This is a genomic window from Streptomyces sp. NWU339 (assembly GCF_003143855.1).
In the GTDB taxonomy this organism is placed as follows: Bacteria; Actinomycetota; Actinomycetes; order Streptomycetales; family Streptomycetaceae; genus Streptomyces.
The window spans coordinates 1-22,674 of record NZ_QFRK01000097.1 but is presented as its reverse complement, the minus strand read 5'-3'; the positions used below and the strand labels follow the sequence as shown (position 1 = coordinate 22,674).

The window sequence follows — 22,674 nt, the reverse complement described above, 5'->3', positions numbered from 1 at the left end:
GATCAGGGCGTGGTCGCGCCAGCGGCGGAAGAACGCGTACACCCGGTCCCACGGCGGGAAGTCGGCGGGCATCGCCCGCCACTTGATTCCGTTGTCCACGAGATAGCCGATCGCGYCCAGTATCTGCCGGTGGCAGTACGCCTCCGGCTGCCCGCCGCGGCCGCGCATCCAGCCCGGCACCGGCAGCAGCGGCCGGACCACGGTCCACTCCGCGTCCGTCATGTCGGTCGGGTACCGACGCTGTCGCTCGGGCCGGTCGGCCGCGTTGCCGTACACGTGCGCGAGGCAATCACACGATGGAGCAGCCGAGTTGGACTCGCCCGGGACCAGCACGGAAGACTGTGACAACAGGGCCTCCTGTTGCTCTATGGATTCGACACCCACGAGCTGTTCAGGAGGCCCTGCCTTCATGCCCTCACCCCGGCAGGATCACCCGACCGGGAACCCGCGTTCGACCACCACCGCTCAAGATCGAAAAGACAACAGCTTCTTATGCGCGTAGCGCAGCCAGCGGGCCTCGGAGTGGTAGCCGAGCAGGGCCTGGGCCACTGCGAGGCAGATGAGTTCGGAGTCGCTGAGCAGGGGCGGGCGGCCCAGCCATCGCGTTCCTTCGATCTCGTCGTCGATCTTTACGTAGAGTGCGGTCAAGAGGGTGTTCAGGTCGGCCGTCACAAACTGATCTTGGACACCCTCGTTCCTTTGACGGGGCGGAACTTCGGATCTACTCGTCTAGTGATGTTCGGCTACGAGGCGTACGAAGTCTGGGCGGACTTCCGCAGACTGCTGACTCGGTGTACACGCTCCAAGCGCCGTGGCCGTCGGCGGTCAGGCCGGGCCGAAGGAGACGGCACTGCGTCCGGGAACGACGGCGGCAAGGACTCGCAGCCCGGCAGCTGAGGCGAGGCACAGGCCGTTGCGCTGCCCCGGAACCTATACCCGGTGCGGCGCGACGGCCCGTTCGTCTGCTCTGGTGCTCAGCCGATCTCGGCGCGCTGCGGCGCGGGCAACGGCATCCAAGAGCGCTTCCCTGCGCAGGGCGGCCAGCCGCTCAGTCTCGGCTTGGGCCACGGCACGGCAGCCCTGCGCACGGCTCTCCTCGTCCTGCTGCAGATGCTGACGCAGTTGGCCGGCTTCGGGCGCCTCAACGCCGGCGGTGACAGTACCTGGAGAGGAGCTCGGGGCGGCATGCGCGGGGGCGTTCAGGAAACGGCGATGGCCGGTGCCGCGAAGCCGTGCGGCTTTGCGGCGGAGAGGTGGCTGGCCTCTCCATACCGGCCATCGTGCGGCGTCTGGCCCGCCGGGAGTTCGTCGATCCCTTAAACCAGAGGCCGCGGTCTTACGGTATCCCGCGTGTGACGCGGGGCGGTGCGCTGCAGTCAGGGCGTCGAGGACCGGTGGGCGGCCAGCTCCTCGAGGCGGGAGCGTTTCCAGCGCTGCTGGCGCGGTCGGCCGGCACTGCCGCGGCGGTATTCGAACCCATCGGGTTGCTCGAGATCGGGCAGGAGCCCGTGCCCGAGCGCGCTGATGAAGCTGTCGGTGTTGCCGTATCCGAGGATCCGGGCCGCTTCGGCGGCGCCGACCAGGTCCTCGTTCTCGTCCTGGTCGGCGGCCGGCAGCACACCGCGTTTGCGGGCAGCGGCGACTACGGTGGCCCGGCGCCACTTCTTGCGGGCTCCGCCGCGGCTGCCTTCCTCCCTCTCCAGGGTCTCCGGCTCGGGAAGTTCAGGGAGACGCCCCTGGTAGAGGGCGCTGGAGAAGGAAGCGACGCTGCTGTAGCCGAACAGGCTCGCGACCTCGGCCGTGCCGAGGAGTTCGTCGGGGTCTCCGTCGATGGGCACTGTGGGCAGCGGGGCGGCCGGGGCGGAGCGACGCCGGCCCTTGCCGGGACGGCTGCTCGCCCAGGTGACGATCGTGCCACGGCGCCACATCGGGCCGTCGATGTCCTCGTCGGGCTCGGGGAAGTAACCGGGCCGGTCGCGGAAGTAGGCGTCGATGGTGGAGGCGCGGGTGTAGCCGAGGAGCTTGGCCACTTCCCGTTTGGTCAGCAGCTCGTCCTGGTCGGCCTCGAGTACCGCGGCCGGCAGGGTGCGCTTCTTCGGCGCGCGCTTGGCGAAGAACGCCGCGACCTCGTCATGGGGCCAGAACCGCTTGCGGCCCTCGGTGTGCGCGACCGCAGGGAAACCGCTGTCCGGGTCGTTGCTCCACTCGCTGATCCGTGGCTTGCTCGTGCCGAACTCGGACACGATCTGTGCGGTGTCCACGAGCCGCTCGGCGGGAGACATCTGGGCCCCTTTGGAAGGATCAGCAAGGCGGTGCCGTCACCCGGATGAGCGCGACAGGTTCGATAATGCCAATGTGGGTGGGTTTGTGTCCAGCCCAGCGCGAAACCGGCTACAGAAGCTCTTCGCCAAGAAGGCAGACGCCGAAGAGCGCGGCGCGCTCTTCCAGCTCCGTGTAGGCCATGGCGGCTGGAGCGGCATCCCAGGTCGTGAACGAGAGCGCGGAGACCGCCTCGCCGCGTGTCATCCCCTCCTCCCATGGCGTACCCGCGGCAGCGCACCGCTCGGCGAGCTGGGCGTCGGACAGGCTCGCGGTCTCCCGGTCAACGCCGGCTTGGACGTCGGCGACGCCCTCGCACCAGGCGCGGTGGCCCGTGGCGAGAAGGTCCTGCAGCGCGTCCCGGTCACTCAGGTCCTGAGCGCTGGCGGCGAGGTCGAGAAGCAGGGCGGTGGGGTTGGTGTCCATGGTCATCTCCTTCATCCACTGTAAGGGGACGTGTGCCGGGCCGGGTCCGGACAGACCGGCCCGACACACACGGGCGTCAGTTGTGGGCGGTGCAGCCGTCGCACAGCGCACGGCCGTTGTGTCGGGCCATCTCGGGTTCCTTACGGGGCCCCTTCTTCAGCGCCGCCCGTACCTGATTCTTGAGGGCGGTGAACTCCGGGCCGTCGTCCGCTCAGACGACGCCCGGGGCGGGTGCGCCGCACTGCTCGGCGTGCCGGATCAGGTCGGTGATGCGCCAGTCCGCGCGGAAGCTGTCGCCCCGCACCCGCTCAACCTCGGCGTACAGGTCGGCCAGCCGCGGCCGCCGACCGATGGAGAGCAGTACGTCGTGGCGGGAGGCGAAGACACACAGCGAGCAGGAGCGGGAGGTTCCGGCCCAGTCGCCGGCACCGGGCACCGAGTCGTACGTCCAGGAGTACGGCACCGGCGCGTCGGTGTGCCACCCCTTGACCGCGTCGGTCGACCAGTCCTTGATGGGCAGCCACTCGTCCACGATCCAGGCCCCGTTGACCTGCACCGTACGGAAGGCCGGGCGTTTCTTGCGGTCGGGTCCCTCGTCGCTGCGCAGGCCCATGACCTTCAGGATCCGCACCGGCCGGCCGAGCTCGCGGCCGAGCTGGCGGACGATGGGGGTCCAGGCGCTCGAGACCACGCTCTCCTTCGCAGCCTTGCGGCTGTACGGGCTGCCCATCCGAGGGAAGCGCCCGTACAGCGCGATCTCCGTCAGCAGACTGTGCGGCATCCGGATCCCGTCCGGGCCCGGCATCGTGCGGGTAACCTCCAGGTGCCGGTCGGCCGGTACCCCGAAGGCGGCACTCTGCAGCGCGGCGAGCTCGGACACCCCCGGGTAGCGGGCGCCGTCGAACACGACGGACGGCCACTCCAAAACCCCCAGGCTGGAGTGGTACGAGATGACCCGGTCGGCCACGCCGGCGGTGCGGGCGGCTTCCATGAACACGGCCATCATGACCGCGCTGTCCTTTCCGCCGGACAGCTGGGGCGCGAGTAAATCGTACGAGGTCAGATCGGGTGTGATGGGCGGGCGGCTGCTGGGGCGCGAAGGCATGTCAACTCCAGTGAGACGAGCAGCAGACGGGGGAACTCAGGGCGGACGGTGCCGCGGAAGTGCAGGTGGGCGATGGTTCAGGGTCGGGCTGGATCGGGAACGTCACGGCGTCTCACCGCCGGTGGCCTCCTCCGGCAGACCGGCGCTGGTGAAGAGGGACATCTGCCCGTCCGGTGCGGGCGCGGGCACGGACTTCGAGCAGCGCGTCGTCGACCGCCGGGCGGTCGGCTGTACCTCGTGGGCATCGACGGCGTTGGCCTCCTCGGCTTCGCCGTCGAGGGCGTGCGTGCAGCGGCAGATCCAGCGGCAGGGCTGCTGGCCGGGGCCGTAGCGGATCACGGCGACGACGAAGCCGCCGCGGTCGGTGATGGTGCCGGCGGCGTCGTCGACGTGGGGGCCGTTGCGGCTGATGCACTGGTCGTGGTGGCCGGTGCGGCAGGGGTGGCAGGTGCCGGCCTCGCACGAGCACCACCGGTGGAAGCCGTGGGGGTAGGCGTCGTCGATCTTGCGCAGTGCCTTGGTCCAGGCGTTCGCGCGGACCCAGGCGCCCTCCTCCTCGGTCATAGTGGAGGGGACGGGGCCGAGGATGCCCATGATCGATGCGCCCACGTAGCGCAGCCAGGTCGTCGTCATGCGTCGTCTCCGAACAGGGTTGGGGTGGTGTGGAGTTCGTTCATCCAGGCGAGGAGGCGGGGGAGGTTGGTGTCGGGGCCGAAGGCGAGGTAGGTACCGTCGGCGCTGGTGCAGCCGAAGGCCTGCGCGATGCGCAGCCGTCGGCGGGAGTTGACGCGGCCCGTGTGGACGGTCAGGCCGCGCTCGCGGGCCTCAACGGCGAGGCGGTGGGCGGTCGGTGAGGTCTTCCACTTGTTGGAGCCCGCGAGGAACAGCACGTCGATCAAGTCCCAAGGGATGACTGTGGTCGCTGCCGTCCTGGGCGGCGAAGGCGGCCGGGAGGCCCAGGGAGGGGATCTGCTGCAGCCAGGGCAGCGACTCGGCCAGGGTCGCCACGGCGTTCATCGGGACGTCGGGGGCTACGGCCCACAGGCAGCGGTCTGGGCCGTAGCGGTCGACCGTCGCCTTGAGCCAGGCGAACCAGGCCTGCTCGCCGGGCCAGCCCTTGCCGAACTTGCCGTTGTCGCAGGCGTACAGGCAGCCGGGCGGGATGACGTTGCCTGGGCTGGGGCCGTCATGCAGCCCAGTAGTCCGGCCTGTACGTCATCCCCGGACGGCGTGGCCAGGTACAGCACGGCGCAGCGGAGGAGCCGGATCAGGGGTAAGGCCAGGGGTGCGCGCATGGCGGGTCCTTCCGGAAGAGGGTTGGGGGTGGTTCAGGCGAGCGGGAGCTGGGCGGTGGAGCCGGAGATCAGGGCGTCCCATGCCGGTTCGAAGTTCTTGTCCTGCTTGTTGATCACGCGGGCGGGGCGGTGGTGAAGAGCTCCTTCGCCATCGGCCAGGTCTCGAGACGGCGGCGGACCCAGGAGCGGGCACGCCCGTACACCGGGTCGTGCTCGACCTCGATGCCGTGCCGTTCGGACACGGAGATCAGCCGGTGGGCCGACTGGTGCGCGTGATCGAGGTCGACGCGTTCGGTGGAGCGCATCGCCGGGCGCCGCTCGCCGTCGGCGGACAGCAGGAACAGGCGGCGCACGTGGTTCAGCGCCCACGGCATGGCGAGCTCGCGCTCGAAGGCCTCCAGGCACGCGCGGTCCCGTGGCTGGGAGGCGTCGAAGAACTCCAGGAGGGTGCGCTTGCCGTAGAGCTTGGCGTTGGGGTTGAGGCTCATTGCCGTGTACTCCAGGCGCAGCACCTCACCGGCGGCGTCCGGGTGGGTGCGCATGCGCTCCAGGTGGGCGGGCAGGGCGCCCATGGAGACTGGGTAGTGGCAAGAAGGTGCAGTAGGACTTGGGCCAGTGCACGCCGAACCGCTTCAGGAGGTAGTCCTCGCACTGCTGCCGGTCCCAGCCCCAGTCGATGAGCGGGAACACCCCGTACGCCCGGGAATCTTCGAGGCGACCTGGTCGCCGAAGCGGCGGCCTTCCTCATCGGCGTTGAAGCCGAGGATCTGCCGGAACGGGCGGCCGTCGAAGACCTGCTTGATCCACCAGTCGCCGACGTCGCCCTTGGCCCACAGGCCACTTGCGGGTGCCGGCCTGCTGGGGCACGGTGCCGACTGACTCCAGGTCGTCCCACAGCGTCCAGGGCCCGCGGGCGAAGAGCTGCTCGGAGTGGGGGAGTCGTCCAGGATCGTGAACCCGCCGCCCTTCAGGTGCCCGTTGCGTGCCAGCTGGACGAACCGCACGCCGTGCTCGCGCAGCAAGGGGAGCATGAACTCCTCGACGAACAGACGGGTTTCGGGCCACTCGCTGCCGGTGGCCATGTAGAGGACGGCGGTGTGGTCCAGGTCGATGCCGTGGGCGTCGGGGTCGGTGAGTATGTCGGCGATGTAGGCGGTGGAGTCGGCGTCGAGGCCCCAGTTGATGACGGTGTCCAGGCCGTCGGTGGTGCTGAGGCCGGGCAGCGACGGGGTGTACGCGGTGCTGGGCATGGCGTCCGTCACTCCTTCCGGGGGGCCGTGCCCGGCCGAACGGCCGGGCACGGAAGGTCGGTTGAGCTGGTCAGCGCAGGGCGGCGAGCGCGTGCGCGGGGTCGGGGACCAGGACGGCGCGCTGCTCGGCGAGCAGGCGGAGGCTGCCGTCGGCGCGCATCTCGTCGGTGGGGGGCGGGACGAGCACGGGCCGGTTCAGGTCGGCGGCGACCTCGGCGGTGTGCATCGCCGCCTCGGCGTGGTCCAGGGCCTCGACGAGAACCACCGCGCGCACGAGCGCGGCGAGCAGGGCGGCGCTGGCCCGGAGCGTCGCTCCGCTGGCCGGGGCGCCGGGCCTGAACAGGCTGACCACCGTGCCGCCGCTCGCGGGGATGGAGCTCAGCAGCTGGGCGTGGTCGTGCGGGTGGGCGTGGTCCAGGCCGCGCGGCAGGACGGCGAGCGTCGCCAGCCCGGCCCGGGCGGCGGCCCGGTGGGCGGTGGAGTCGACGCCGTAGGCGAGCGTGGCGGTGACCGTGTGCCCGGCCTCGGCGACGGCGGCGGCGAAGGCCTGCGTCCGGGTGAGGGCCTGCGCGGTGGCGGCCCGGTTGCCAGTCACGGCCACGGCATGGGCGGTCAGCTCGGGCAGCTGCTCATGTCCGCGCACCCACAGACCCAGCGGGCAGTTGGCACCCAGGTCGGCCAGAGCGGCGGGCCACACATCGTCCGAGGGGATGACGAACTGGCACGTCAGCTGGGCGTTGGCGAGTTCCTCGCGCGGCTTGTACTGGGCCAGTCGGCCGCTGGCGTCGTGGCGGACGCCGTACTGCCAGACGTCCTCGGCAGAGTGATGGGCGAGATGACCGGCGATCTGGTGAGGGGCGAAGTGGGCGGCGAGCGCGGCGCGGGCGGCGCGCTCGGACAGGGCGGTGCTGGGCACGGCGTACCTCCGTGACGGGGCGGCGTCCGGCGGGCATGCCGGGGCCGCGATGGGCGGTGCGGGATCGAGTGGCGCGGTCAGCGGCCGGTGCGGCTGGGCGCGGTGACCGCATCCCAAGAACGGCGCGGCGGCGACAGCTACCAGTCGGCAGCCGGAGCGGCGGAAGCCGTGGCCGGGCGGGCCGGTGCGGCGCGGCGCGCGGGCTCGGGGGCGGCGGTCGCACGCGGTGCCGGGGCGCGTCCGGCGAGGACGGCTGGAAGGGTGTCGTCGATGTAGGCGACGTGGTGGGCGAGGTCTACACCGACCTGGGCGGAGTCGAGATAGAACACGTTGTCGCGCAGGGCCAGGTTCCCGGTGGCGATCACGTGCACGGCGTCGGTGAGGCATTCGGCGACGTGCCGGGCAAGTGGCCCGGTGACGGTGCAGATGACCGGGACCGGTTCCCCGTCGCGCCACTGGCCGCGTGCACGGTCGTACTCGCGTGGGACCTGCATCATGGTGAACCGGGCGGCGGGCGTGCCGCGTTCGGTGTGGCGCAGCTGCACGGTTCCGTACACGCGGCCGCGGATGACAGCGGTGGTCTCTCCGCTCATGGAGGTACTCCTCGATGCGACGAACGTTCTGGCAGCGCCCGGGGGCCACCTGAACGAGTTCCATAATGCCTATATATGGGGTGGGTGTCATCCCCTTTTTCCTCCGGGGTGGAGACACCCGCCCCACTGAGGCTGGCTCCGGCCTACGGCTCGCTTACCTCGCGGTCCACCTCAGCTCCTGATCCGGGCTGCGGCATTCGGCAGGGCCCGGGCCCCTCGCAGCAGGCTGCCGCGCCCGGGTTGTCCCACTGGCAGGCCAGGCAGCGCCACAACAAGCCGGCGGCCAGAGCTGCTGCGAGGATCGGCTCCTTCTGTACCGTACGGCGTCGGCCGCGTTCAGCAGCGAGTCCAGCAGCGGCGGCCTGGGCGCGCCCTCTGCCTCGCTGTCGTCGAGCACGATCGTGTCCTCGACCTTGACCCGCAGCGGCACCGTGCCATCGGGCCGGACGAGGTGGTCCGGGGCGCTGTCGAGGTGGACGGATACCCGGACGGCGCCGACCTCGTGGTCGAGGTAGGCGAACACCAGGACGCCGTCGACTTCCAGGCAGGGAAGACCACCGTGGATTCCCGCGTTGAAGACGGCGCCGTGGTTGGCTCGCTCGCATGCGCCGGCGTCGGGGAACTGGAAGTTGAGCGGAACGATCCGTGTGCGGCCCTTCCCACTGATTGTGTCGGCGTACAGCGAGTAGCCCTCGTCCGGGCGGTTGTCGCGCTCGGGCCCGTAGCAGAGGTCCACGGCCGTGCGGTCGTCGGCGGGCGGTTCGTCGGGGACACCTTCCTGACCGAGGATGTTGTCCCAGGCCTGGCGCACGTGCTGGCGAGTCCGCCAAGAGCCGCGTCCTCGTCGGTGAACAGTTCGATGCCGTCCTCGTGCCGGTCCCAGCGACGCAGCACCCAAGCCTGCCCCGGCGGGGGCGGCGGAATGTGTACGACGGCCGGCTCCGGGGCGTCGGTGAAGTCGAACTGCTCCAGCCACGGTTCGAGGATGGTGACGACGTCCGCGCCGGGCCATTCGTCTGTGCGCACCTCCAGATCGGTCATCTGCCTGTGCAGCGAGATGACGGCTTTGCCCACGGGGCTGTTCGGGTCGGGGATGATCACGGTGGTTCCTCTCTCGCAGTGTGGCGCGCTCGGGTCTGGATCAGAACTCGCCGAGGATGCGGAGGCTGACGTGCCAGCGGTGGGTGCCGGCCTGGCGGAGGTCGTCCTCGTAGCTGTGGTTGATCCACGCCAGCACGCGCAGTTCTGCCTCGGCCGAGCTGGAGGCGTCGATCGCGAACCGGGTGGTGGCGGAGGGCCACCCCTGGTCCGGTCGCTCGAAGACCGTGTCGCTGAGGCGCTGGGCGTGCCAGGTGGTCTCCGGGTCGGTGGGAACGGGCGGGAGCGTCACGGGGTACGTGGTGGGCATGCAGCTCCTCCTCTGGGTCACGTAGATGGGGGCGATACGGGACTGCGCCGGTCCGTGCTCTCTTGAAAATGACCTGAGTCTGCGCGCGTTGGTACAGGTCAACCGGCCTCGTCGCGCGGGGTGACGGTGACATCGAGGCCGAGGGCGGCGAGCTGGGCGAGCAAGCGGCGGGCGAGGCGTTCCTTGCCCAGCCGGTTGGTGAAGTGATCGGGGCCGAGGTCTTGGTAGGGGACGAGGTCGTGCAGGATGTGCCAGCGGCGACCAGGATGGAGTGGCCGACTGCGACGGTGGCGCGCTTGGCGCCGCGGTGGGGGACGAGTCGTCGGTACTGGGCGCCGAGGTGGGTGCCCTTGCTTCGGGCGGCGGTGGCGCTGGCCATGAACAGGGCAGTCTTGAGCCAGGTGTCGCCGTGGCGGGTGCGGCCGGACAGCCGTTTGCCGGCCGACTCCTTATTGCCCGGGCACATCCCGGCCCAGGACGCGAGGTGTCCGGCGGTGGCGAAGCGGCCCATGTCCACACCGACCTCGGCGATCAGGATCTGAGCCAGGGTCAGGCTGATCCCGGGGATGGCGATCAGGAGCTCGACCTGCGCACGCAGGGGCAGCAACTGCCGGTCAACGCCCGGGTCAGCAGGGGCACCTTGCCCTGCAGGCTGCCCAGCGCGAGATCCGCCAGCACCTGCGGGTCGCGCTCGCCCGCGACCAGGGCGTCCAGCATGGCGCGGGCGGAGCGGCCGGTGATGTCGCTGACGACCGAGCTGAGCTTGATCTCGGCGTCTTCCAGGAACATCGCGAGCCGGTTGACGTCGCGGACCCGGTCGCGGGTGGTCTCGGTGCGGTACCGGGTCAGGTCACGAAGTTGGCGGATGTCACGCGGTGGCACGAAGCTGGGCCGGACCAGGCCGTACTCGACCAGGCGGCAGATCCACTCGCAGTCCTTCACGTCGGTCTTGCGGCCCGGCACGGTCTTGATGTGCTGGGCGCTCAGCAGCCACGGCTCGATCCCTTCGGTGGCCTCCAGCAGGTAGAACCAGGGCATGCTGGTGGAGCCTGCCATGATCGGCCTCACGGGGAAAGGCCTGGTCAAGGGCTATGCGATAGTTATGGCACCCTACACGGACCAGGCGGCGAGTACGTCGTCGCCCGACCACATCAGACCCACACCGTCGCGCGGGACATCCGGGGAGATGCCGGACAACGACACGACCGCCAGGCCGGTGCGCGTCGGATCGAATCCAGGCACCTGGGGCGCGGCCCGCTGCAGGTCGGCCAGGTCGTGGCTGTCGAATTCCGACTCCAGCCACTTGATCGACCCCACGAAGTCGATCCGTCCGGCCACCGGCGCCCGGTCGGCGCCGACCAGGTCGAGTTCCGGGTTGAACTGTCGGTTCCACCAGCCGCCGACCACCTCCGTGTCCGGCCAAGGAAGCTGCCCGGCGCTGGCGGCCAGCTCCAGTGCCTCGCGGACCAGCGGCTCCACGGCGCGGCCGCGCCAGCTGGGCCACTGCCGCTGGATGGCGCCGAAGCCCACCTGCGGCCGGCCGCGCTGGGCCTGCTCCTGAGCGGTGCGCAGCACCGCCAGGTACAGCCGCAAGTTGCTGTCGGACACGCGGTACAGCGACGGCTTGCCCGGCCGGGTGGACAGCGGCGCATCGACGGCCAGGACGTGCTTTTCCTCCGCCAGCCGGCGCAGCAGCGGCGAGAGCGTGCCCGAGGGCAGCGAGCCCTCGCGGCTGCCTGCGGTGGAGGCGATGTTGGCGTGGGTGCGATCCCCGGCACCGATCGCCTCCAGCACCCGCCGGGCGGTATTCGGGCTGGGGAACTCGGCCATCAGGGTCGTCTCCGGCACCCCGAAGACGGGCGAGGCCGGGTCGGCGCACTCGGCGCGCAGGAACTTCAGCGCCGGGGTGCCGTGCGGCCAGACCCGCAGGATGCCCGGCAGGCCGCCGGAGACCAGGTGGGCATCCAGCGCCTCGGCGCCCGTGAGGCCGAGCGCGGCGCCGGTCTCGGCCGGGTTCAGCGGGCCCAGCACCAGGTTATCGGCGCGGCCGTAGAACGGCCGGTCGTAGGCGGTGAGCCGCTCCATCATGTGCAGGTCTGAGCCGAGCAGCAGCAGGAGGACCGGCCGGGAGGACAGCAGCCGGTCCCACGCGGTCTGCAGCGCCCCGTCGAAGACGCTGTCCTGTTCCGCCAGCCACGGCAGTTCGTCCAGTACCACCACGCTCGGCTGGTCGGGCAGCAGGCCGGCCAGCACCCGGAAGACGTCCGGCCAGCTGCCAGTGCCCAGCTGCGGCACCAGTTCGCGGTCGCGGACCAGGGTCGAGTCGCGCAGCTCGTCCAGCAGCGCCGCGGCGGCCTCAATGGGGGAGGCGCCCTTGGTCGCCGTGAAGTACAGGTAGGGCACCTGGGCGCGGTCGCAGAACTCCTGGACCAGGCGGGACTTGCCGACCTGCCGGCGGCCGCGGATCGCCAGGGCCACACCGCTGCCGGAGGTGCGTACCCGCTCCAGGCGCTTGCCGAGCAGGGCCAGCTCGTTGGCCCTGCCGATGAACTCGCTCACACTCGGCATCCTATCTTTGTAGATGGAATCTACGTAGACTTAATCTACAAAGAGCGAGGCGTCAACGCAACACTGCGGGCGCCGATAAATCATCCTGTGAGGGCCATAACTCTCGTACCTGCTTCGACCTGGGACTTCGAGACCTGCGCCCGATCGTGGCATGCTCGAACGCTGTGGCGCTCCGCGTGATCTACCTCGCCTTCGTCCGCATCCTCGGGCTGCTCCTCCTGCTCTCCCGTGCCCAACGAGCCAAGGACGTCGAGCTGTTGGCGTTGCGCCACGAAGTCGCCATCCTGCGCCGCCAACTCGGGGCCCGGCCACGACTGTCCTGGCCGGACCGGGCCGTACTCGCCGCTCTCGCCCGACACTTGCCCGCTGCGCTGCGCCGCACCCGGCTGGTTACCCCCGGCGCCCTGCTCACCTGCCGCCGCTGTCTCGTCCGCTGGAAATGGAGACAGAAACCGGAGTGCACCATCCCGCCCGCCGATACCCGAGCAGCTCCACCGGGCTGGTCCTGCGGCTCGCCCGAGAGAACAGCTCCTGGGGCTGCGCCCGCATCCAGGGCGGGCTCCGCCGCCTGGGTCACCGTGTCGGCGCCGCCACCATCCGCCGTGTCCTGCGCTCCGCCGGCCTCGACCCCGCGCCCCGACGGTCAGGAGACGCGCCGACCTGGCGCGATTTCCTCCGCGCCCAGGCAAGCGGGCTCCTCGCGGTGGACTTCTCCCACGTCGACACGGTGACCCTGACGCGGCTGTAGGTCTTCTTCGTCATGGAGGTCGGCATCCGCACCGTCCACGTCCTCGGCGTCACCGCCCACCCCACCGCCGCCCGGGCCACCCAGCTCGCCCGCAACCTGCTGTCCGACCTCGGCGCCCGCGCTCCCGCTTCGCGTCCGACGACGTCTGGAAGCGCTCGGCCCGCACCCCGAAGTACTCGGCGCGCCCGCTCGGCGCGGTCCTCCTCGCCCTCGGCGAAGGCCCGGCGCCGGGCCTCGTCGATCTCGACCGTCACCCGGTGGCCGGCCGAACGCAGGACGTCGGCCGCCTGGCTGATCAGGTACAGGTCGGCGCGGCGGTCGCGGGAGCCGCGCAGGTAGATCCCGATCGAGGCAGAGGCCCGGAAGCGGAACGGCCGGAGTAGCTCGTACGCGCCGTCGCCCTTCACCGAGCCGGACAACAGGGTTCCCTCAGCGCGGGTGTGGGTGAGGGTCAGGGGGCCTTCGCCGGACGCCCCTGCGCTTCGAGGGCGGCGACCAGTTCGGTCGACGGATACAGGACGGCGCTCCAGCAGGTCGGATCGGTGCAGGTGTACCAAGTGCCGGTGAAGCGCTGTGCGGGGGACTGGTCGCCGGTGTGCAGCGTCATGGGGCCGTGCTGGCGGCACTCGGGGGCACTGGTCGCGTCGGTCACGTAGGTGCCCTCTCTCGGCGCGGGTGTGGTGGTGGGAGAGGGGCGCAGCTCTCCCGTGGCGCGTTCGGCCCGGTGGGCAGCGCGGCTGCGGTGCAGCTCTCCCAGGGCGTATCCCGCTCCCGCACTCCATCTTGTTCCATAATACCTATCTTTGAGAGTGGGGCAACCGAGTTCTATGACGCTGCTGCCCCACCCCGGAACGCGCAGATCAGGGCCTGGTCGGCGGCTCGCTGAACGTGACCTGGACGCCGTCCAGCCTGACGGCCACCGTCCGGCCCGGCCTGGTCAGGAGCCGCGCATAGGCCTCCATGTCCTCGTCGTAGCGCTCGACTTCGCGTTCGGGCGCCTCGCAGCGGGCACCGGGCCGGATCGCCCCCCAGGGCTCCAGCAGCCGTGCCACCTTGGCCGTACCCGGCTCTGCGCTGGGGTAGATGTGGAATCCCGGCGTCTGCGTGTAGTCGATCTCGGGTAGGCCGTAGGGCATGTGCCCGGTGGTGGCCAACTCCACGGCCAGGGCTCGGAATTGCTCGTCTTCGATCAGGTCTGCCGACAGTCCCGGCAGGTCCATGGACGCGACTTGGGCGCGCCGGGCGGCGTCCGCCTCGCCGTTCGCGCTCTCGGCGATCCCCTGGGCCCACTCCCGGTCGTCGTACGTCCGCACGCAGGCGCCGGTGAACTCGTCGACCAGGTCCCACCCTTCGCTACCGGCGGCGGGGACGATCCTGAACCGGGTGTCGGAGGGCTGGGCCGGGGGCTCGGCGAAGAACACGTATCCGCTGCCGTGCTGCTCCGTCGTCGCCAGTTGGGCCCGGCGCAGGGCGTCGGCCATGAACGGTGCCACGGCGCGGGAGGGCCCGTCGAGCGTATGCCACCAGGCGACGGCGCACCGGGCGGTCAGCCCCAGCGGGCGGCGTACCGGCTGCTCGGAGATCGCCACCCCGCCGCGGGGGCGGTCGAGGAATCCGGCAAGGGCGGATTCGGCACGCTGGAGCGTGTCCACCTGGGGGGCGGTGCGCTCGCGCAGTTCGGCCAGGGCGGCGGTGTGCGCGGGCAGCAGCCGCTGACGGATGTGGTCGGCCGTGCGCCGGGCGGTGGCCTTGGCCTGGCTCTCGCTGGGGCGCGGGCGGGGCAGGGCGGTGATCGTGATTGCCTTGACCTCGATGCCGTACGCGGTGGCCTGCTCGGGCAGAGCCGCGGTGGCGGTGATCCGGGTCCGGGGGCGGTTGGGGTGAGTTCCAGGGCGCGGCCGTCGGCGTAGGCGATCCGCACCCGGCCGGTGTTGCCGTCCTTCTCGGTGCGGTCGGCGCCGAGCCGCTCGGCAACCGCGCGTGCGAGGGACTCAAGGCCGGCGGGGGTGGACAGTTCCATGAGGGGTCTCCTTCGAGGATGTGGGGTGGGCGGGGGAGTCGGGGCGGTGCGCCTACGGCGCAGGGGGCTTGGCGTTGCGCTGGGCGGCGTGGCGCTCGGCGTCGGCGCGGGCGTCCTCGGCGGTGTATCCGGTGTCGCACCAGGCGTGGCAGAGCTGCCCGGGCGGGGCGTTGCAGGTCTCGCACCGGTCTTCGAAGTCCTCGGGCCCAAACGGCGGCGGGCTGCTCATGCCGGGACGTCCTTGATGTGCTCCGCCACCAGGCGGGCGGACAGGAGCGGGCCCCTCGTCATCAGTGCCGCGCAGCTGGCCTGCCAGATCTGCCCCGGACTGGACGGGGAGATCTGGAAGTTCGTGGCCGGGCTGACCTGCCACGTGCGGCCGTGCGGGTCGGTGGCGGTGTAGGTGAGGTACTGGGGGGCGTCCTGGCGGCTGTTGTCGCTCCAGGTGAGGTCGGCGGCGGTGAGGGCGCGGCCCAGCTGGGCGCAGCGTTCCGGGGTGGCGTGCGCGAACGTTGCCACGGGTCGTCTCTCCTCGTGATCAGGGGGCGTAACCGGGGCGGCCTGGCGGCAGGCCACCCCGGGGCGCGGGCTCGTCGGCCTACGGGTGGGTGAGCTCGCGGTGGATGCGGTCGCTGGTCTCGCGCGCTTCCCTGCGGGCCTGGTCGGCTGCGGCCTGCGGGCTGGCGGCGTAGACGACGTTGACGCTGCCGAAGGTCTCTTCGGCGTCCTCCTGGTGCTGCTCGTGGACGTCGGCCCGTTCGCCTGGATCGGCGGGGGCCTCCTCCACGTGCCAGATGTCGACGTCGCCCCCGCCCGTCCACTGACCGACCACGAAGTACGCGCGCTCTCCGCTCTCCGGCGCGGCGGTGGGCCGGGTCAACCCCTCGTACTCCGACCGGAAGAGCGTCAGACGGCGGCCCTCCTCGTTGGCTGCGCCCCTGCTGATCTCGGCCCACTTCGGCAGGTACTCGGAGCGGTGGGCCAGGCTTTCGCGGTCCGGGGCCAGCAGCAGCGCGAGCACCGGGTGCGGGCGGTCGGTGAACCAGCGGGCCAGCGTCCACCAGGCGGCGAGACTGCGGGCGGCCTGGACCCAGTGGGCCTCGGCCTCCTCCAGCCAACGGGCCTGCGCCCGGTCCGCGTGCGAGATCATCGCCTCTAGCCACTTCAGCAGCTGCGGGGTGTCATGGCGACGGGCCGCGTGCTGGAGGCTGGGGAAGTCGCTGCGCGCGGCGTAGTCGCCGGCGCACGCGCGCAGGATAGCGGTCAGCGTCTGGCTGGCCTGCTCGGGCGCGGGCCGGTCGTCGGTGTCGACCAGGTCCCGTTCCAGCCACCCCCAGGGGACGTCGGCGGAGTAGGCCAGCACCCTGACCGTGTTGCCCTGGTAGGCGCGGCCACGGATGCGCACCAGCGGCTCGGCGGGCCACTCCCGCGCGCTGGCGGATCCGAGTGTCGCCCGGACGGCGTCGAACCGGTCCCACCGGGCGGGGCTGCTGGTCGCGGTCACGTGGACGGTCCCGCTGGCGGCACCGGTGAGGCAGTAGCGCACGGCTCCGGCGGGGTCCGCCTCGGACGGGACTGCGCGGACGGTGCCGGACGGGGTGGCAAAGGTGATCACAGAGCGTCTCCTCACGGGGCGTACAGGAACGGGGAGTTGGCAGGGCCGGTGACTTCAGTCCGTGACGGACGGGTCCGGCAGGGACGGCGCGGGGTAGGCGCGGGCGAGAGGCGCTGAGCTGCTCGCGCAGGGCCGTACAGCGGCCTGCACGGCGGCGGTCTTCATGCCGTGCAGCCATCCGCGCTCGATCCGCTACCCGCACACGACCGGGCCCGGCTCCTGCTCGGTCTGCACGACCAGGGTGGCCAGGGACGGTGCAGCTGCCCTCCAGGGCGGCCGTCACGGCGGCCTTGACGGCGGTGAACTCGTCCAGGTCGGCTTCCAGGCGCCATGCGGGGGCGGTCGTGACGTCGACGGTGGCGCTGGCCAGGGCGTACCGGCCGTCGACGTCCAACGCGGCGTAGTTGAGGCGGTGCCGTCCGGCACCGAGGGCGGTGAAGAGCTGGGCGAATACGAGGTGCGCGCGGCGGCGGGCGGCGGTGATCGCTTCGTCTCCGGGATAGGGCAGGCTGCGGCGGCCGTTGCGGGCGTGCTGGTCGGGGTGCGGGCTCGTCACGGTGACTCCAGCGGGGCGACGGGTGGGGGCCGGCTGCGCGCGGCGGGGCGGGGGTGTTCCGCACGCTGTGGCGTGCGGGACACGGTCAGATGGCGGGGCGGCGGCCTTGCTCGTCCAGGCGACGCACGTCGGGCGCGGGCTCCCGGAAGTGGCACCACGTGCGCCCCATGAAGTCCTCGGCGGTGTAGAAGTGCACCGTCCGGGCCCGGTCGCTTCCGCCTGCCGCGGTGTAGGCGGCGGAGTACCAGTAGCCGTTGATGTTGACCGGAACGGCGTCATCGGGCCACTCGTGCGGGATCGGGGTCAGGTGCGCCCGGCGGGCGTGGTGCAAGCGGCGGTCAGTGGTGAGGTCGACCGCCATGAAGTGGTCCCGCTCCATCGGCTTCCGCTCGCCGAACTCGTCGTCCTGCTCCCAGCAGGCGTCGCAGTGGCCGAACCACATGCACGGCAGGAGGTACAGGGGGAGGTCGTGCATCTCCGTGATGCTGCCGTCGTAGGTGACGCGGCTCCCGATGAACAACCGGGACGCGGGCGCGGTCTCAGGCATGGGCGGCCTGCCAGGCCTTCGCGTTCCACTCGCGGGTCAGTTCGTCGGCGTAGGCGACGTCGCGCGCGGCCTCGGCGTTCAGCGCGGCCACGACCAGGACGCTGCCCCGGATCTCGTCGGCGCGGCGCTGGGCCGCGGCGGCCTGCTCCTGGCGCTCGACCTCCTCCTCCGGCACGCGCCGGACGAGGGAGATCCCGCCGTCCCTGTTGAAGATCACGACGTAGCGGCGGAAGTCCTCGATCCGCCACGGGCGGGCCGGTCCGGTCGTGGTGTCGGCCAGCGTGGCGCGGGCCTCGGCCAGCAGCTTCGCCACTTCCTCGGTCGCCTTCACGCCCGTGTCCCGCTGGCTCTGGTTGCGGCCGTAGTAGACGCGGGCCTTGTCGCGTACGGGGGCGAACTCCACCGGGGCGTAGATGCTGATCATCCGGCAGGCGTAGTCATCGCGCTGGTCCCGCTCGGCCTGGGCGGCGCGCGCTGTGTCGGCCACCTTGCCCTGCGTCCAGCTCAGCGCGGTAGCGGCGCACGACGTGCCGTAGTAGACGGCGGAGCCGTCCTCGTTTCCGTCGGCGTCCAGCGGCATCAGCGCGACCGTGCGCTTCAGTCCGTGGCGGCCGCAGCAACCGCACTCGTCGAAGTCGTCAACGATGCCTTTGATCGTCCATTTCGGGATGCCCATGAGTGACCTTCCGTGGGGGCGGTGGGTGAGGTGGCCGGACTGGTGTATGTCCGCTGGCGCGGCCTGCGCGCAGGAATCTCGGTGTGCGGGGGCCTGCCGCCCCTCGCTCGCCGACGGGGAGGGTGCGGGCGAGGGGCGGCAGGTCTTCGGCCAGTGGTGCACTGGCCGGGTGAGCCGTCCGCCCCGGGGGAGGGGCGGGAACGGCGGCTGTGGACTACTGCTGCGGCGGCTTGTGACGGTGCAGGTTGCCGCGTTCGGTCACACCGATTCCGGTGCGGCCGCATGGGCAGTGTCGGCGTAGGGGCGGTTGTTCATCCGGGCGAACTTGCTGCCCAGCGCGGTCGTGGTGGTGCTGCGGACGCTGCCGGCCACCGGGGCGGTGTTGGTGCAGTAGCCGTCGGCCGTGACGGCGGGGGCGTCATCCATGGGGGTACTCCTCGTCGGTGTCGGCGTTCTGGGGCAGGACCGGGGCGCTGTAGACCTCGCGGTGCACGTTGGGGAAGCCGGGGCATGGACGGACGGCCAACTGAAGCTCGGCGGTGTCCATGGGGTGGAGCCATCCGCCCCGTACGGTCCAGCCGCATGCGCGGGGGCTGGGCTCGGCGGCCGTGGTGGCGACCAGGACGGCGCGGCGGACGGTGCTGCCCTCCAGCGCGAACGTCACCAGCGTGCACAGCGCTGCAAAGTCGTCCTCGTCCAGCACAGCCAGCCGCTCGGGGGCGGTGCCGACGGAGACATCAGCCCGGCCGCTGACCAACGCGTCATTGGTCTGCTCGACCGCGAAATTCAATGTGTGCTCACCCTTGCCGAGGGCCTTGAACACGGCGGCAAGCGCGCTGAGGGCGCGGCGCGCGGCGGCCGCAATGGCGACATCGTCGGGGCGGACGAGTTCCGGGCGTGCGGGCATGGTGTGTCACTCCTCGATTGATGGTTGGTCGGGGCGTTGCCTTCTCCCGCGCAGCGGGGCGCTCCGGGCTGCGCCCGGAGCAGCGGGCGGCTCGCTGCGCGAGCCGGGCGGGTTGGCCCCCGGCGCTGCGCTCCGGGACGGGTGTGCGGTCTGCTGCGCAGCCGCGCTGTGCGGCAGGCCCGGGGCGGGTGCGCAGCGCGCTCCCTCTCGGGCGGGGCGCTGCGCGCTCTGGGGCCCTGGGCATGCGCGGGCTGGTGGGGGGGACCGGACGGGCGCCCCGTGTGGGGATGGGGAGTTCGGGGCGCCCGTCCGGCGTTTAGAGGGTCATACCGTGGTCAGGGCGAATGCCTTGTCCATCAGGTCGTTTGCCGCTCCGCTGATGACCCGCTCGGCGCGGGCGTCCGTCTTCTCGGCGTCGGTCTTGCCTCGGGCGGGGGCGACGTGGTTGGCGTACTCGGTGAGTGCGCTGTAACCGGCCCAGCGCGTGCCCCGGATGCCGGCCTGGGTGTTGGCGTGCTCGAACAGGTTGGAGATCGCTCCCCAGCGCTGGCGCTGGTTGGTCTTGGTGCGGGCGTGGTCGCTGTCCTTGACCGGCCAGAGCTCGTCGACCACCGACTTCAGCTCGCTGAGCGTCATCTCGGCTTCGATCATGCGGTGGGCGGCCTGCTCGAACTCCTCGGCGTACCGGAACGTCAGACCGAGGGCGGATCGGGCCTGCGCGATGCGGGCCTTGGCTCCGGCGGTGTGCCGGACCACGAACGAGGAGCGGGCCCCGTGGATGGCCGCGTGCATGGTGTTCGCGCACACCACCCGGACCGGCGTCACGACGATGCGGAACGCGCTGCCTCCGTCGTGGCTGTTGAACGCTGCGATGTACAGATCCACGTCGTCGTTCCCGCCGATCGTGAGGGTCTGCGGCATTTTCATGGTGAGGAACACCTGACGGCCGTTCTTGAGCGATCCGGCGGTCTCGAAGTGCGCGCCGGACTCGTCGGCCAGCAGGTTGAGGAACTCGGCGTGTTCCTCGTTCTGCACGGGGTGGTAGTCGCTGCCGACCACTCCAAGGGTCTGCGTGCGGCCGGTCTTCGGGTGCGTGCGGGCGGTCGCGAAGTGCTGCGGGACTTCCACCGGCGTGGTGCCGTCGTCCGTGATCTCGGTCGCGGTCAGGGGGAGGAGTCGCACGTTCCAGCCGGACAGCGACGCGATGCTCATGGCCTCCTCGGCGGTCATTGCGCCGTCGGTGACGATGCCGAGTTTGTGCCAGGCGCTCGTGTTGGCGGAGGCGAAAGCGGCGGTGCCGTCGGTGAACTGCTCGATCTCGTGAGCCACTTGGGGCTTCCCTTCTGGTGACGAACTTTCGGCGTGTCCGGTAGGGGGCCAACCCTTCCGAACTGGTTCCATAATACCTAAGTCAGGGGGTGGGGCAACCGATTAAATCTCCGGTGCACCCCACCCTCGGGGCTACGCTCTGACCTGCGGCTACGGCTGCGGCGGCTTGCGCCGGGTCAGGTCACTCCTCCTGCTCGGCAAGGGAGGTAACGCCGTAGTAGAGGTACTCCGGCACGTGGAACACGTTGGTCTCGACCGGGTAGTGCTGCGGGTGCTCGGTGACCATCCGGAACATCCGCCACCCGTCCACGGCGTCTGTCTCCGACCACTCCAGAACCTTGCCGAAACCGGCGAGCGTGTCACCGACTGCGAGGTACTTGACCTGTGCGCGGTAGCGCATGGCACCCGTCCGGTCGGCCCCCTCCTGCTCGACCACATGGGCGCGCGGGTGGGTCTTGAGCTGCTTGGCGATCCCCTGACTCATGATCAGTTCCCTTCCGTGTGGGCTTACCGCTGCCAGTGCTGTGGCAGTGCCGTGACGCTCCACGTGTGGACTCCGGTCAGTGCGGTGACGAATGCGCCATCCCTGAACTCGCTGAGGCGGTAGAGCGTGGACTCTCGTCCTCGGCGGTCCAGTTCGCGCTCAATGCGCGTCACCCAGTAGCGGCCGTGGCAGCACTGCTGCGACCCGTGGTAGCTGACCAACTGCCCGATGCTGGGGCCGCTCTCCGCGTTCAGGGCGGCGGTCAGGTTGGACAGTGCCGTACCGAACGTGTGGGGCGGCAACGGCACGTCGGCCAGCGCGGGCCCGGTGTGCCCGGTCCGTACGCCAGAGATCCATCCCACCTCGAAAAGGGGCCGAGCCAGCTCGCGCACGTCGTGCGGGAAACCGGTGTTCTCGGGGAGCTGTTCCAGTGCCGCCCGGAAAGCGGCCTCCATTTGCTCTCGCTCGCCCTCGCTCGCCGGAACGGCGCGGTGGGCGGGCTCAATGCTCGTCATGCTCACAGTGACTGTCCCTCCGATTGGTGCGAGTGCTGGGCTTTTCCGGGGGCCCGGTGGACCGGGCCCCCGAAGCTGCCTCTTACTTCAGTCCGCGCGTCCGCAGAAATTCACTGATGCGGAATGCGACGGCTCGCACCGAAAGGGATGCTCCCCGGAAGGTTCCGAGAATGCGGGGCCCGGTGTCGCTGTCGTGGATGATGTGGAACTCAAACCCCTGAGCGATGGGCAGAAGAATGTGGATGGGACCGGCCGTGGTGTCGAACCGAATCGACGTGGTGTTGTCGTCCTGGTTGTGGACGATGACGGCGTCCCGGAGGAGTTCCGGGCGCGGGAGGAAGTTGGCGATCCGGCGGGCTTTTGCGGCCTGAGGGGTCGTGATCTCGTCCGTGCTGGGAGCCACCTTGCCTCCGCTGATGACGATTTCCACACTGACGCCTTTCTGTTGACGAACGTTCGGCGGTGCCGGTTAGGGGGCCACCCCTTCCGACATGTTCCATAATACCGTAGTCTGGATCTGTTGCACTACCCCACGCGCAAAACTCCTGCACTATCTCTTGCGTCATCTCCTGACCCTGCCCGGCGGCCGGCCTCCGGGCGTCCCTGGTCAGACGACCTTTCCGCCGCGGTCGGGGAGCCGACATCCCCTCTGCTGCCGCTCTCCCTGCCCGAATGAGAGAAAAAGGGTGGGTCCGGGTGTGGGTGGTGCGGCGGCGTCGGGGATCGGGGCGGGTGGGTGTGTTGCGCGTCGGCGGGGGCCTCCGCGCGGCCCTGGACCGTGTGGGCGGGTCCGATGGGCCGGTCTGGTTCTGGACCTGTCTGTTGCTGGGTCTGAGTGATGGGCATCATGTGGTCTTCAGCAGGGCAGTAATTCGCCCCGGGTCGAATTACTGCCAACGAAAGCAGGATAACTAAAGGCGACCATCGAGAATTGTGCGCAGCAAAAGCGTTGGATCCGGAAGGAGAGATAGAATTCTGGACCTCATCCCGAAGGTGTGGTCTGGTTCCAGTGTTGGTCTGGGGCTACGGTGTGAAGCACCGGGGGTGTGGACCGGTTCTGCCAAAGCTACATATGCATCAGATGATGCAGGGTCACCGGCCCGGGCCACCCTCCCCCTTGTTGAGGCTCGGGCCGCAGGCCCGTTGGCCATCCCGCGTAGCGGGGTCGGCCTTTGGGGCGCGCAGCGCCACACGGTGGCTGGAGCGCAACGGAGGCCGCCTCGCGGGGACGCAGTCCCCGCAGCTCCGGGAGCGCAGCGGACGGAGCGTCACCGGCCTTGCGCAGCAAGGCGGGTGGGCGGGACGCGCAGCGTCCCGCAGGCGCTCCCGCGGAGCGGGAGCGCAACCCCCGTGCGCAGCACGGGGGTTCGCTTGCACATCGCGCAGCGATGTGGTAC

The 22,674-nt window shown here is 70.8% G+C and carries 29 protein-coding genes and 1 pseudogene; all 30 read right to left on the bottom strand.

The window, feature by feature from the left end:
* On the bottom strand, positions 1-411 hold a 411-nt coding region (locus DIZ27_RS49100), incomplete at its 3' end, for a transposase (RefSeq protein WP_375232077.1).
* A 54-nt stretch (positions 412-465) separates the two neighbouring features.
* On the bottom strand, positions 466-648 hold the full coding sequence (locus DIZ27_RS42510) for a hypothetical protein (protein WP_219933733.1): 183 nt from the start codon (positions 646-648) through the stop codon (positions 466-468).
* 728 nt (positions 649-1,376) lie between these two features.
* The gene (locus tag DIZ27_RS42500; protein WP_109383650.1) at positions 1,377-2,282 is read right to left on the bottom strand and encodes a hypothetical protein; all 906 of its coding nucleotides are present in this window, start codon (positions 2,280-2,282) and stop codon (positions 1,377-1,379) included.
* Positions 2,283-2,391: 109 nt separating this feature from the next.
* Positions 2,392-2,745, bottom strand: coding sequence for a hypothetical protein (locus DIZ27_RS42495; protein ID WP_146229118.1), 354 nt, complete (start codon positions 2,743-2,745; stop codon positions 2,392-2,394).
* A 211-nt stretch (positions 2,746-2,956) separates the two neighbouring features.
* Complete coding sequence (locus DIZ27_RS42490) at positions 2,957-3,850, bottom strand: phosphoadenosine phosphosulfate reductase (RefSeq protein WP_258308864.1); 894 nt, start codon at positions 3,848-3,850, stop codon at positions 2,957-2,959.
* 102 nt (positions 3,851-3,952) lie between these two features.
* Positions 3,953-4,483: a DUF6248 family natural product biosynthesis protein gene (locus tag DIZ27_RS42485; protein WP_109383648.1), complete on the bottom strand. Its 531-nt coding sequence runs from the start codon at positions 4,481-4,483 to the stop codon at positions 3,953-3,955.
* Positions 4,480-4,749 carry a hypothetical protein gene (locus tag DIZ27_RS48180; RefSeq protein WP_258308863.1) on the bottom strand — a complete coding sequence of 90 codons (270 nt, stop codon included), beginning with the start codon at positions 4,747-4,749 and terminating at the stop codon, positions 4,480-4,482. The genes DIZ27_RS42485 and DIZ27_RS48180 overlap by 4 nt, the downstream gene beginning before the upstream one ends.
* Positions 4,750-5,258: 509 nt before the next feature.
* Positions 5,259-5,717, bottom strand: coding sequence for a hypothetical protein (locus DIZ27_RS48175; protein WP_258308862.1), 459 nt, complete (start codon positions 5,715-5,717; stop codon positions 5,259-5,261).
* 60 nt (positions 5,718-5,777) lie between these two features.
* Complete coding sequence (locus DIZ27_RS48170) at positions 5,778-6,395, bottom strand: hypothetical protein (protein ID WP_258308861.1); 618 nt, start codon at positions 6,393-6,395, stop codon at positions 5,778-5,780.
* A 70-nt stretch (positions 6,396-6,465) separates the two neighbouring features.
* Positions 6,466-7,311 carry a DNA-processing protein DprA gene (locus tag DIZ27_RS42470; RefSeq protein ID WP_181383981.1) on the bottom strand — a complete coding sequence of 282 codons (846 nt, stop codon included), beginning with the start codon at positions 7,309-7,311 and terminating at the stop codon, positions 6,466-6,468.
* Positions 7,312-7,448: 137 nt separating this feature from the next.
* A complete protein-coding gene (locus DIZ27_RS42465) occupies positions 7,449-7,904 on the bottom strand; it encodes a single-stranded DNA-binding protein (protein WP_109383647.1) in 456 nt (151 codons plus the stop codon).
* A 154-nt stretch (positions 7,905-8,058) separates the two neighbouring features.
* Complete coding sequence (locus DIZ27_RS42460) at positions 8,059-8,715, bottom strand: hypothetical protein (protein WP_109383646.1); 657 nt, start codon at positions 8,713-8,715, stop codon at positions 8,059-8,061.
* A gap of 330 nt (positions 8,716-9,045) precedes the next feature.
* Positions 9,046-9,312, bottom strand: coding sequence for a hypothetical protein (locus tag DIZ27_RS42455; protein ID WP_109383645.1), 267 nt, complete (start codon positions 9,310-9,312; stop codon positions 9,046-9,048).
* A gap of 385 nt (positions 9,313-9,697) precedes the next feature.
* Positions 9,698-9,919: pseudogene (locus tag DIZ27_RS48165) on the bottom strand (IS110 family transposase); the annotation flags it as partial.
* Positions 9,886-10,368 (bottom strand): transposase, encoded by a 483-nt coding sequence (locus tag DIZ27_RS48160; RefSeq protein ID WP_258308860.1) that lies wholly within the window; start codon positions 10,366-10,368, stop codon positions 9,886-9,888. The pseudogene DIZ27_RS48165 and the gene DIZ27_RS48160, both read right to left, overlap by 34 nt.
* A 54-nt stretch (positions 10,369-10,422) precedes the next feature.
* Positions 10,423-11,880 (bottom strand): ATP-binding protein, encoded by a 1,458-nt coding sequence (locus tag DIZ27_RS42445; RefSeq protein ID WP_109383644.1) that lies wholly within the window; start codon positions 11,878-11,880, stop codon positions 10,423-10,425.
* Positions 11,881-12,453: 573 nt separating this feature from the next.
* Positions 12,454-13,047 carry a hypothetical protein gene (locus DIZ27_RS46370; RefSeq protein WP_181383980.1) on the bottom strand — a complete coding sequence of 198 codons (594 nt, stop codon included), beginning with the start codon at positions 13,045-13,047 and terminating at the stop codon, positions 12,454-12,456.
* Between the two features lie 32 nt (positions 13,048-13,079).
* Complete coding sequence (locus tag DIZ27_RS42430; RefSeq protein WP_109383643.1) at positions 13,080-13,280, bottom strand: hypothetical protein; 201 nt, start codon at positions 13,278-13,280, stop codon at positions 13,080-13,082.
* Between the two features lie 208 nt (positions 13,281-13,488).
* Positions 13,489-14,280 carry a hypothetical protein gene (locus tag DIZ27_RS42425; RefSeq protein WP_109383642.1) on the bottom strand — a complete coding sequence of 264 codons (792 nt, stop codon included), beginning with the start codon at positions 14,278-14,280 and terminating at the stop codon, positions 13,489-13,491.
* A gap of 420 nt (positions 14,281-14,700) precedes the next feature.
* Complete coding sequence (locus DIZ27_RS46365) at positions 14,701-14,877, bottom strand: hypothetical protein (protein WP_181383979.1); 177 nt, start codon at positions 14,875-14,877, stop codon at positions 14,701-14,703.
* A complete protein-coding gene (locus tag DIZ27_RS42420) occupies positions 14,874-15,167 on the bottom strand; it encodes a hypothetical protein (protein WP_109383641.1) in 294 nt (97 codons plus the stop codon). Before DIZ27_RS42420 ends, DIZ27_RS46365 begins: the two co-directional genes overlap by 4 nt.
* A 79-nt stretch (positions 15,168-15,246) precedes the next feature.
* Positions 15,247-16,263 (bottom strand): hypothetical protein, encoded by a 1,017-nt coding sequence (locus DIZ27_RS42415; RefSeq protein WP_109383640.1) that lies wholly within the window; start codon positions 16,261-16,263, stop codon positions 15,247-15,249.
* A 641-nt stretch (positions 16,264-16,904) separates the two neighbouring features.
* Positions 16,905-17,366 carry a hypothetical protein gene (locus DIZ27_RS42410; protein WP_109383639.1) on the bottom strand — a complete coding sequence of 154 codons (462 nt, stop codon included), beginning with the start codon at positions 17,364-17,366 and terminating at the stop codon, positions 16,905-16,907.
* Positions 17,359-18,042, bottom strand: coding sequence for a hypothetical protein (locus tag DIZ27_RS42405; protein ID WP_109383638.1), 684 nt, complete (start codon positions 18,040-18,042; stop codon positions 17,359-17,361). Before DIZ27_RS42405 ends, DIZ27_RS42410 begins: the two co-directional genes overlap by 8 nt.
* A 258-nt stretch (positions 18,043-18,300) precedes the next feature.
* Entirely contained in the window at positions 18,301-18,468 is a 168-nt protein-coding gene (locus DIZ27_RS42400; RefSeq protein WP_258308859.1) for a hypothetical protein, read from the bottom strand.
* Positions 18,461-18,949: a hypothetical protein gene (locus DIZ27_RS42395; protein WP_109383637.1), complete on the bottom strand. Its 489-nt coding sequence runs from the start codon at positions 18,947-18,949 to the stop codon at positions 18,461-18,463. Before DIZ27_RS42395 ends, DIZ27_RS42400 begins: the two co-directional genes overlap by 8 nt.
* 324 nt (positions 18,950-19,273) lie before the next feature.
* Positions 19,274-20,278 (bottom strand): DUF932 domain-containing protein, encoded by a 1,005-nt coding sequence (locus DIZ27_RS42390; RefSeq protein WP_109383636.1) that lies wholly within the window; start codon positions 20,276-20,278, stop codon positions 19,274-19,276.
* Between the two features lie 181 nt (positions 20,279-20,459).
* Positions 20,460-20,762 (bottom strand): hypothetical protein, encoded by a 303-nt coding sequence (locus DIZ27_RS42385; protein WP_109383635.1) that lies wholly within the window; start codon positions 20,760-20,762, stop codon positions 20,460-20,462.
* A 23-nt stretch (positions 20,763-20,785) separates the two neighbouring features.
* Positions 20,786-21,277 (bottom strand): hypothetical protein, encoded by a 492-nt coding sequence (locus tag DIZ27_RS42380; protein ID WP_146229116.1) that lies wholly within the window; start codon positions 21,275-21,277, stop codon positions 20,786-20,788.
* 82 nt (positions 21,278-21,359) lie between these two features.
* Positions 21,360-21,707, bottom strand: a complete 348-nt coding sequence (locus DIZ27_RS42375) for a hypothetical protein (RefSeq protein WP_109383633.1) — start codon at positions 21,705-21,707, stop codon at positions 21,360-21,362.
* Between the last annotated feature and the right edge of the window lie 967 nt (positions 21,708-22,674).

Excerpts from the sequence above, each read along its gene's own strand:
- DIZ27_RS42500 (WP_109383650.1), bottom strand. The coding sequence starts at position 2,282 with ATGTCTCCCGCCGAGCGGCTCGTGGACACCGCACAGATCGTGTCCGAG.
- DIZ27_RS46365 (WP_181383979.1), bottom strand. The coding sequence starts at position 14,877 with ATGAGCAGCCCGCCGCCGTTTGGGCCCGAGGACTTCGAAGACCGGTGC.
- DIZ27_RS42485 (WP_109383648.1), bottom strand. The coding sequence starts at position 4,483 with ATGACGACGACCTGGCTGCGCTACGTGGGCGCATCGATCATGGGCATC.
- DIZ27_RS42380 (WP_146229116.1), bottom strand. The coding sequence starts at position 21,277 with ATGACGAGCATTGAGCCCGCCCACCGCGCCGTTCCGGCGAGCGAGGGC.
- DIZ27_RS42495 (WP_146229118.1), bottom strand. The coding sequence starts at position 2,745 with ATGGACACCAACCCCACCGCCCTGCTTCTCGACCTCGCCGCCAGCGCT.
- DIZ27_RS42395 (WP_109383637.1), bottom strand. The coding sequence starts at position 18,949 with ATGCCCGCACGCCCGGAACTCGTCCGCCCCGACGATGTCGCCATTGCG.
- DIZ27_RS42445 (WP_109383644.1), bottom strand. The coding sequence starts at position 11,880 with ATGCCGAGTGTGAGCGAGTTCATCGGCAGGGCCAACGAGCTGGCCCTG.
- DIZ27_RS42455 (WP_109383645.1), bottom strand. The coding sequence starts at position 9,312 with ATGCCCACCACGTACCCCGTGACGCTCCCGCCCGTTCCCACCGACCCG.
- DIZ27_RS42490 (WP_258308864.1), bottom strand. The coding sequence starts at position 3,850 with ATGCCTTCGCGCCCCAGCAGCCGCCCGCCCATCACACCCGATCTGACC.
- DIZ27_RS48175 (WP_258308862.1), bottom strand. The coding sequence starts at position 5,717 with ATGGGCGCCCTGCCCGCCCACCTGGAGCGCATGCGCACCCACCCGGAC.
- DIZ27_RS42405 (WP_109383638.1), bottom strand. The coding sequence starts at position 18,042 with ATGGGCATCCCGAAATGGACGATCAAAGGCATCGTTGACGACTTCGAC.
- DIZ27_RS42385 (WP_109383635.1), bottom strand. The coding sequence starts at position 20,762 with ATGAGTCAGGGGATCGCCAAGCAGCTCAAGACCCACCCGCGCGCCCAT.
- DIZ27_RS48170 (WP_258308861.1), bottom strand. The coding sequence starts at position 6,395 with ATGCCCAGCACCGCGTACACCCCGTCGCTGCCCGGCCTCAGCACCACC.
- DIZ27_RS42410 (WP_109383639.1), bottom strand. The coding sequence starts at position 17,366 with ATGCCTGAGACCGCGCCCGCGTCCCGGTTGTTCATCGGGAGCCGCGTC.
- DIZ27_RS42465 (WP_109383647.1), bottom strand. The coding sequence starts at position 7,904 with ATGAGCGGAGAGACCACCGCTGTCATCCGCGGCCGCGTGTACGGAACC.
- DIZ27_RS48160 (WP_258308860.1), bottom strand. The coding sequence starts at position 10,368 with ATGGCAGGCTCCACCAGCATGCCCTGGTTCTACCTGCTGGAGGCCACC.
- DIZ27_RS42400 (WP_258308859.1), bottom strand. The coding sequence starts at position 18,468 with ATGGATGACGCCCCCGCCGTCACGGCCGACGGCTACTGCACCAACACC.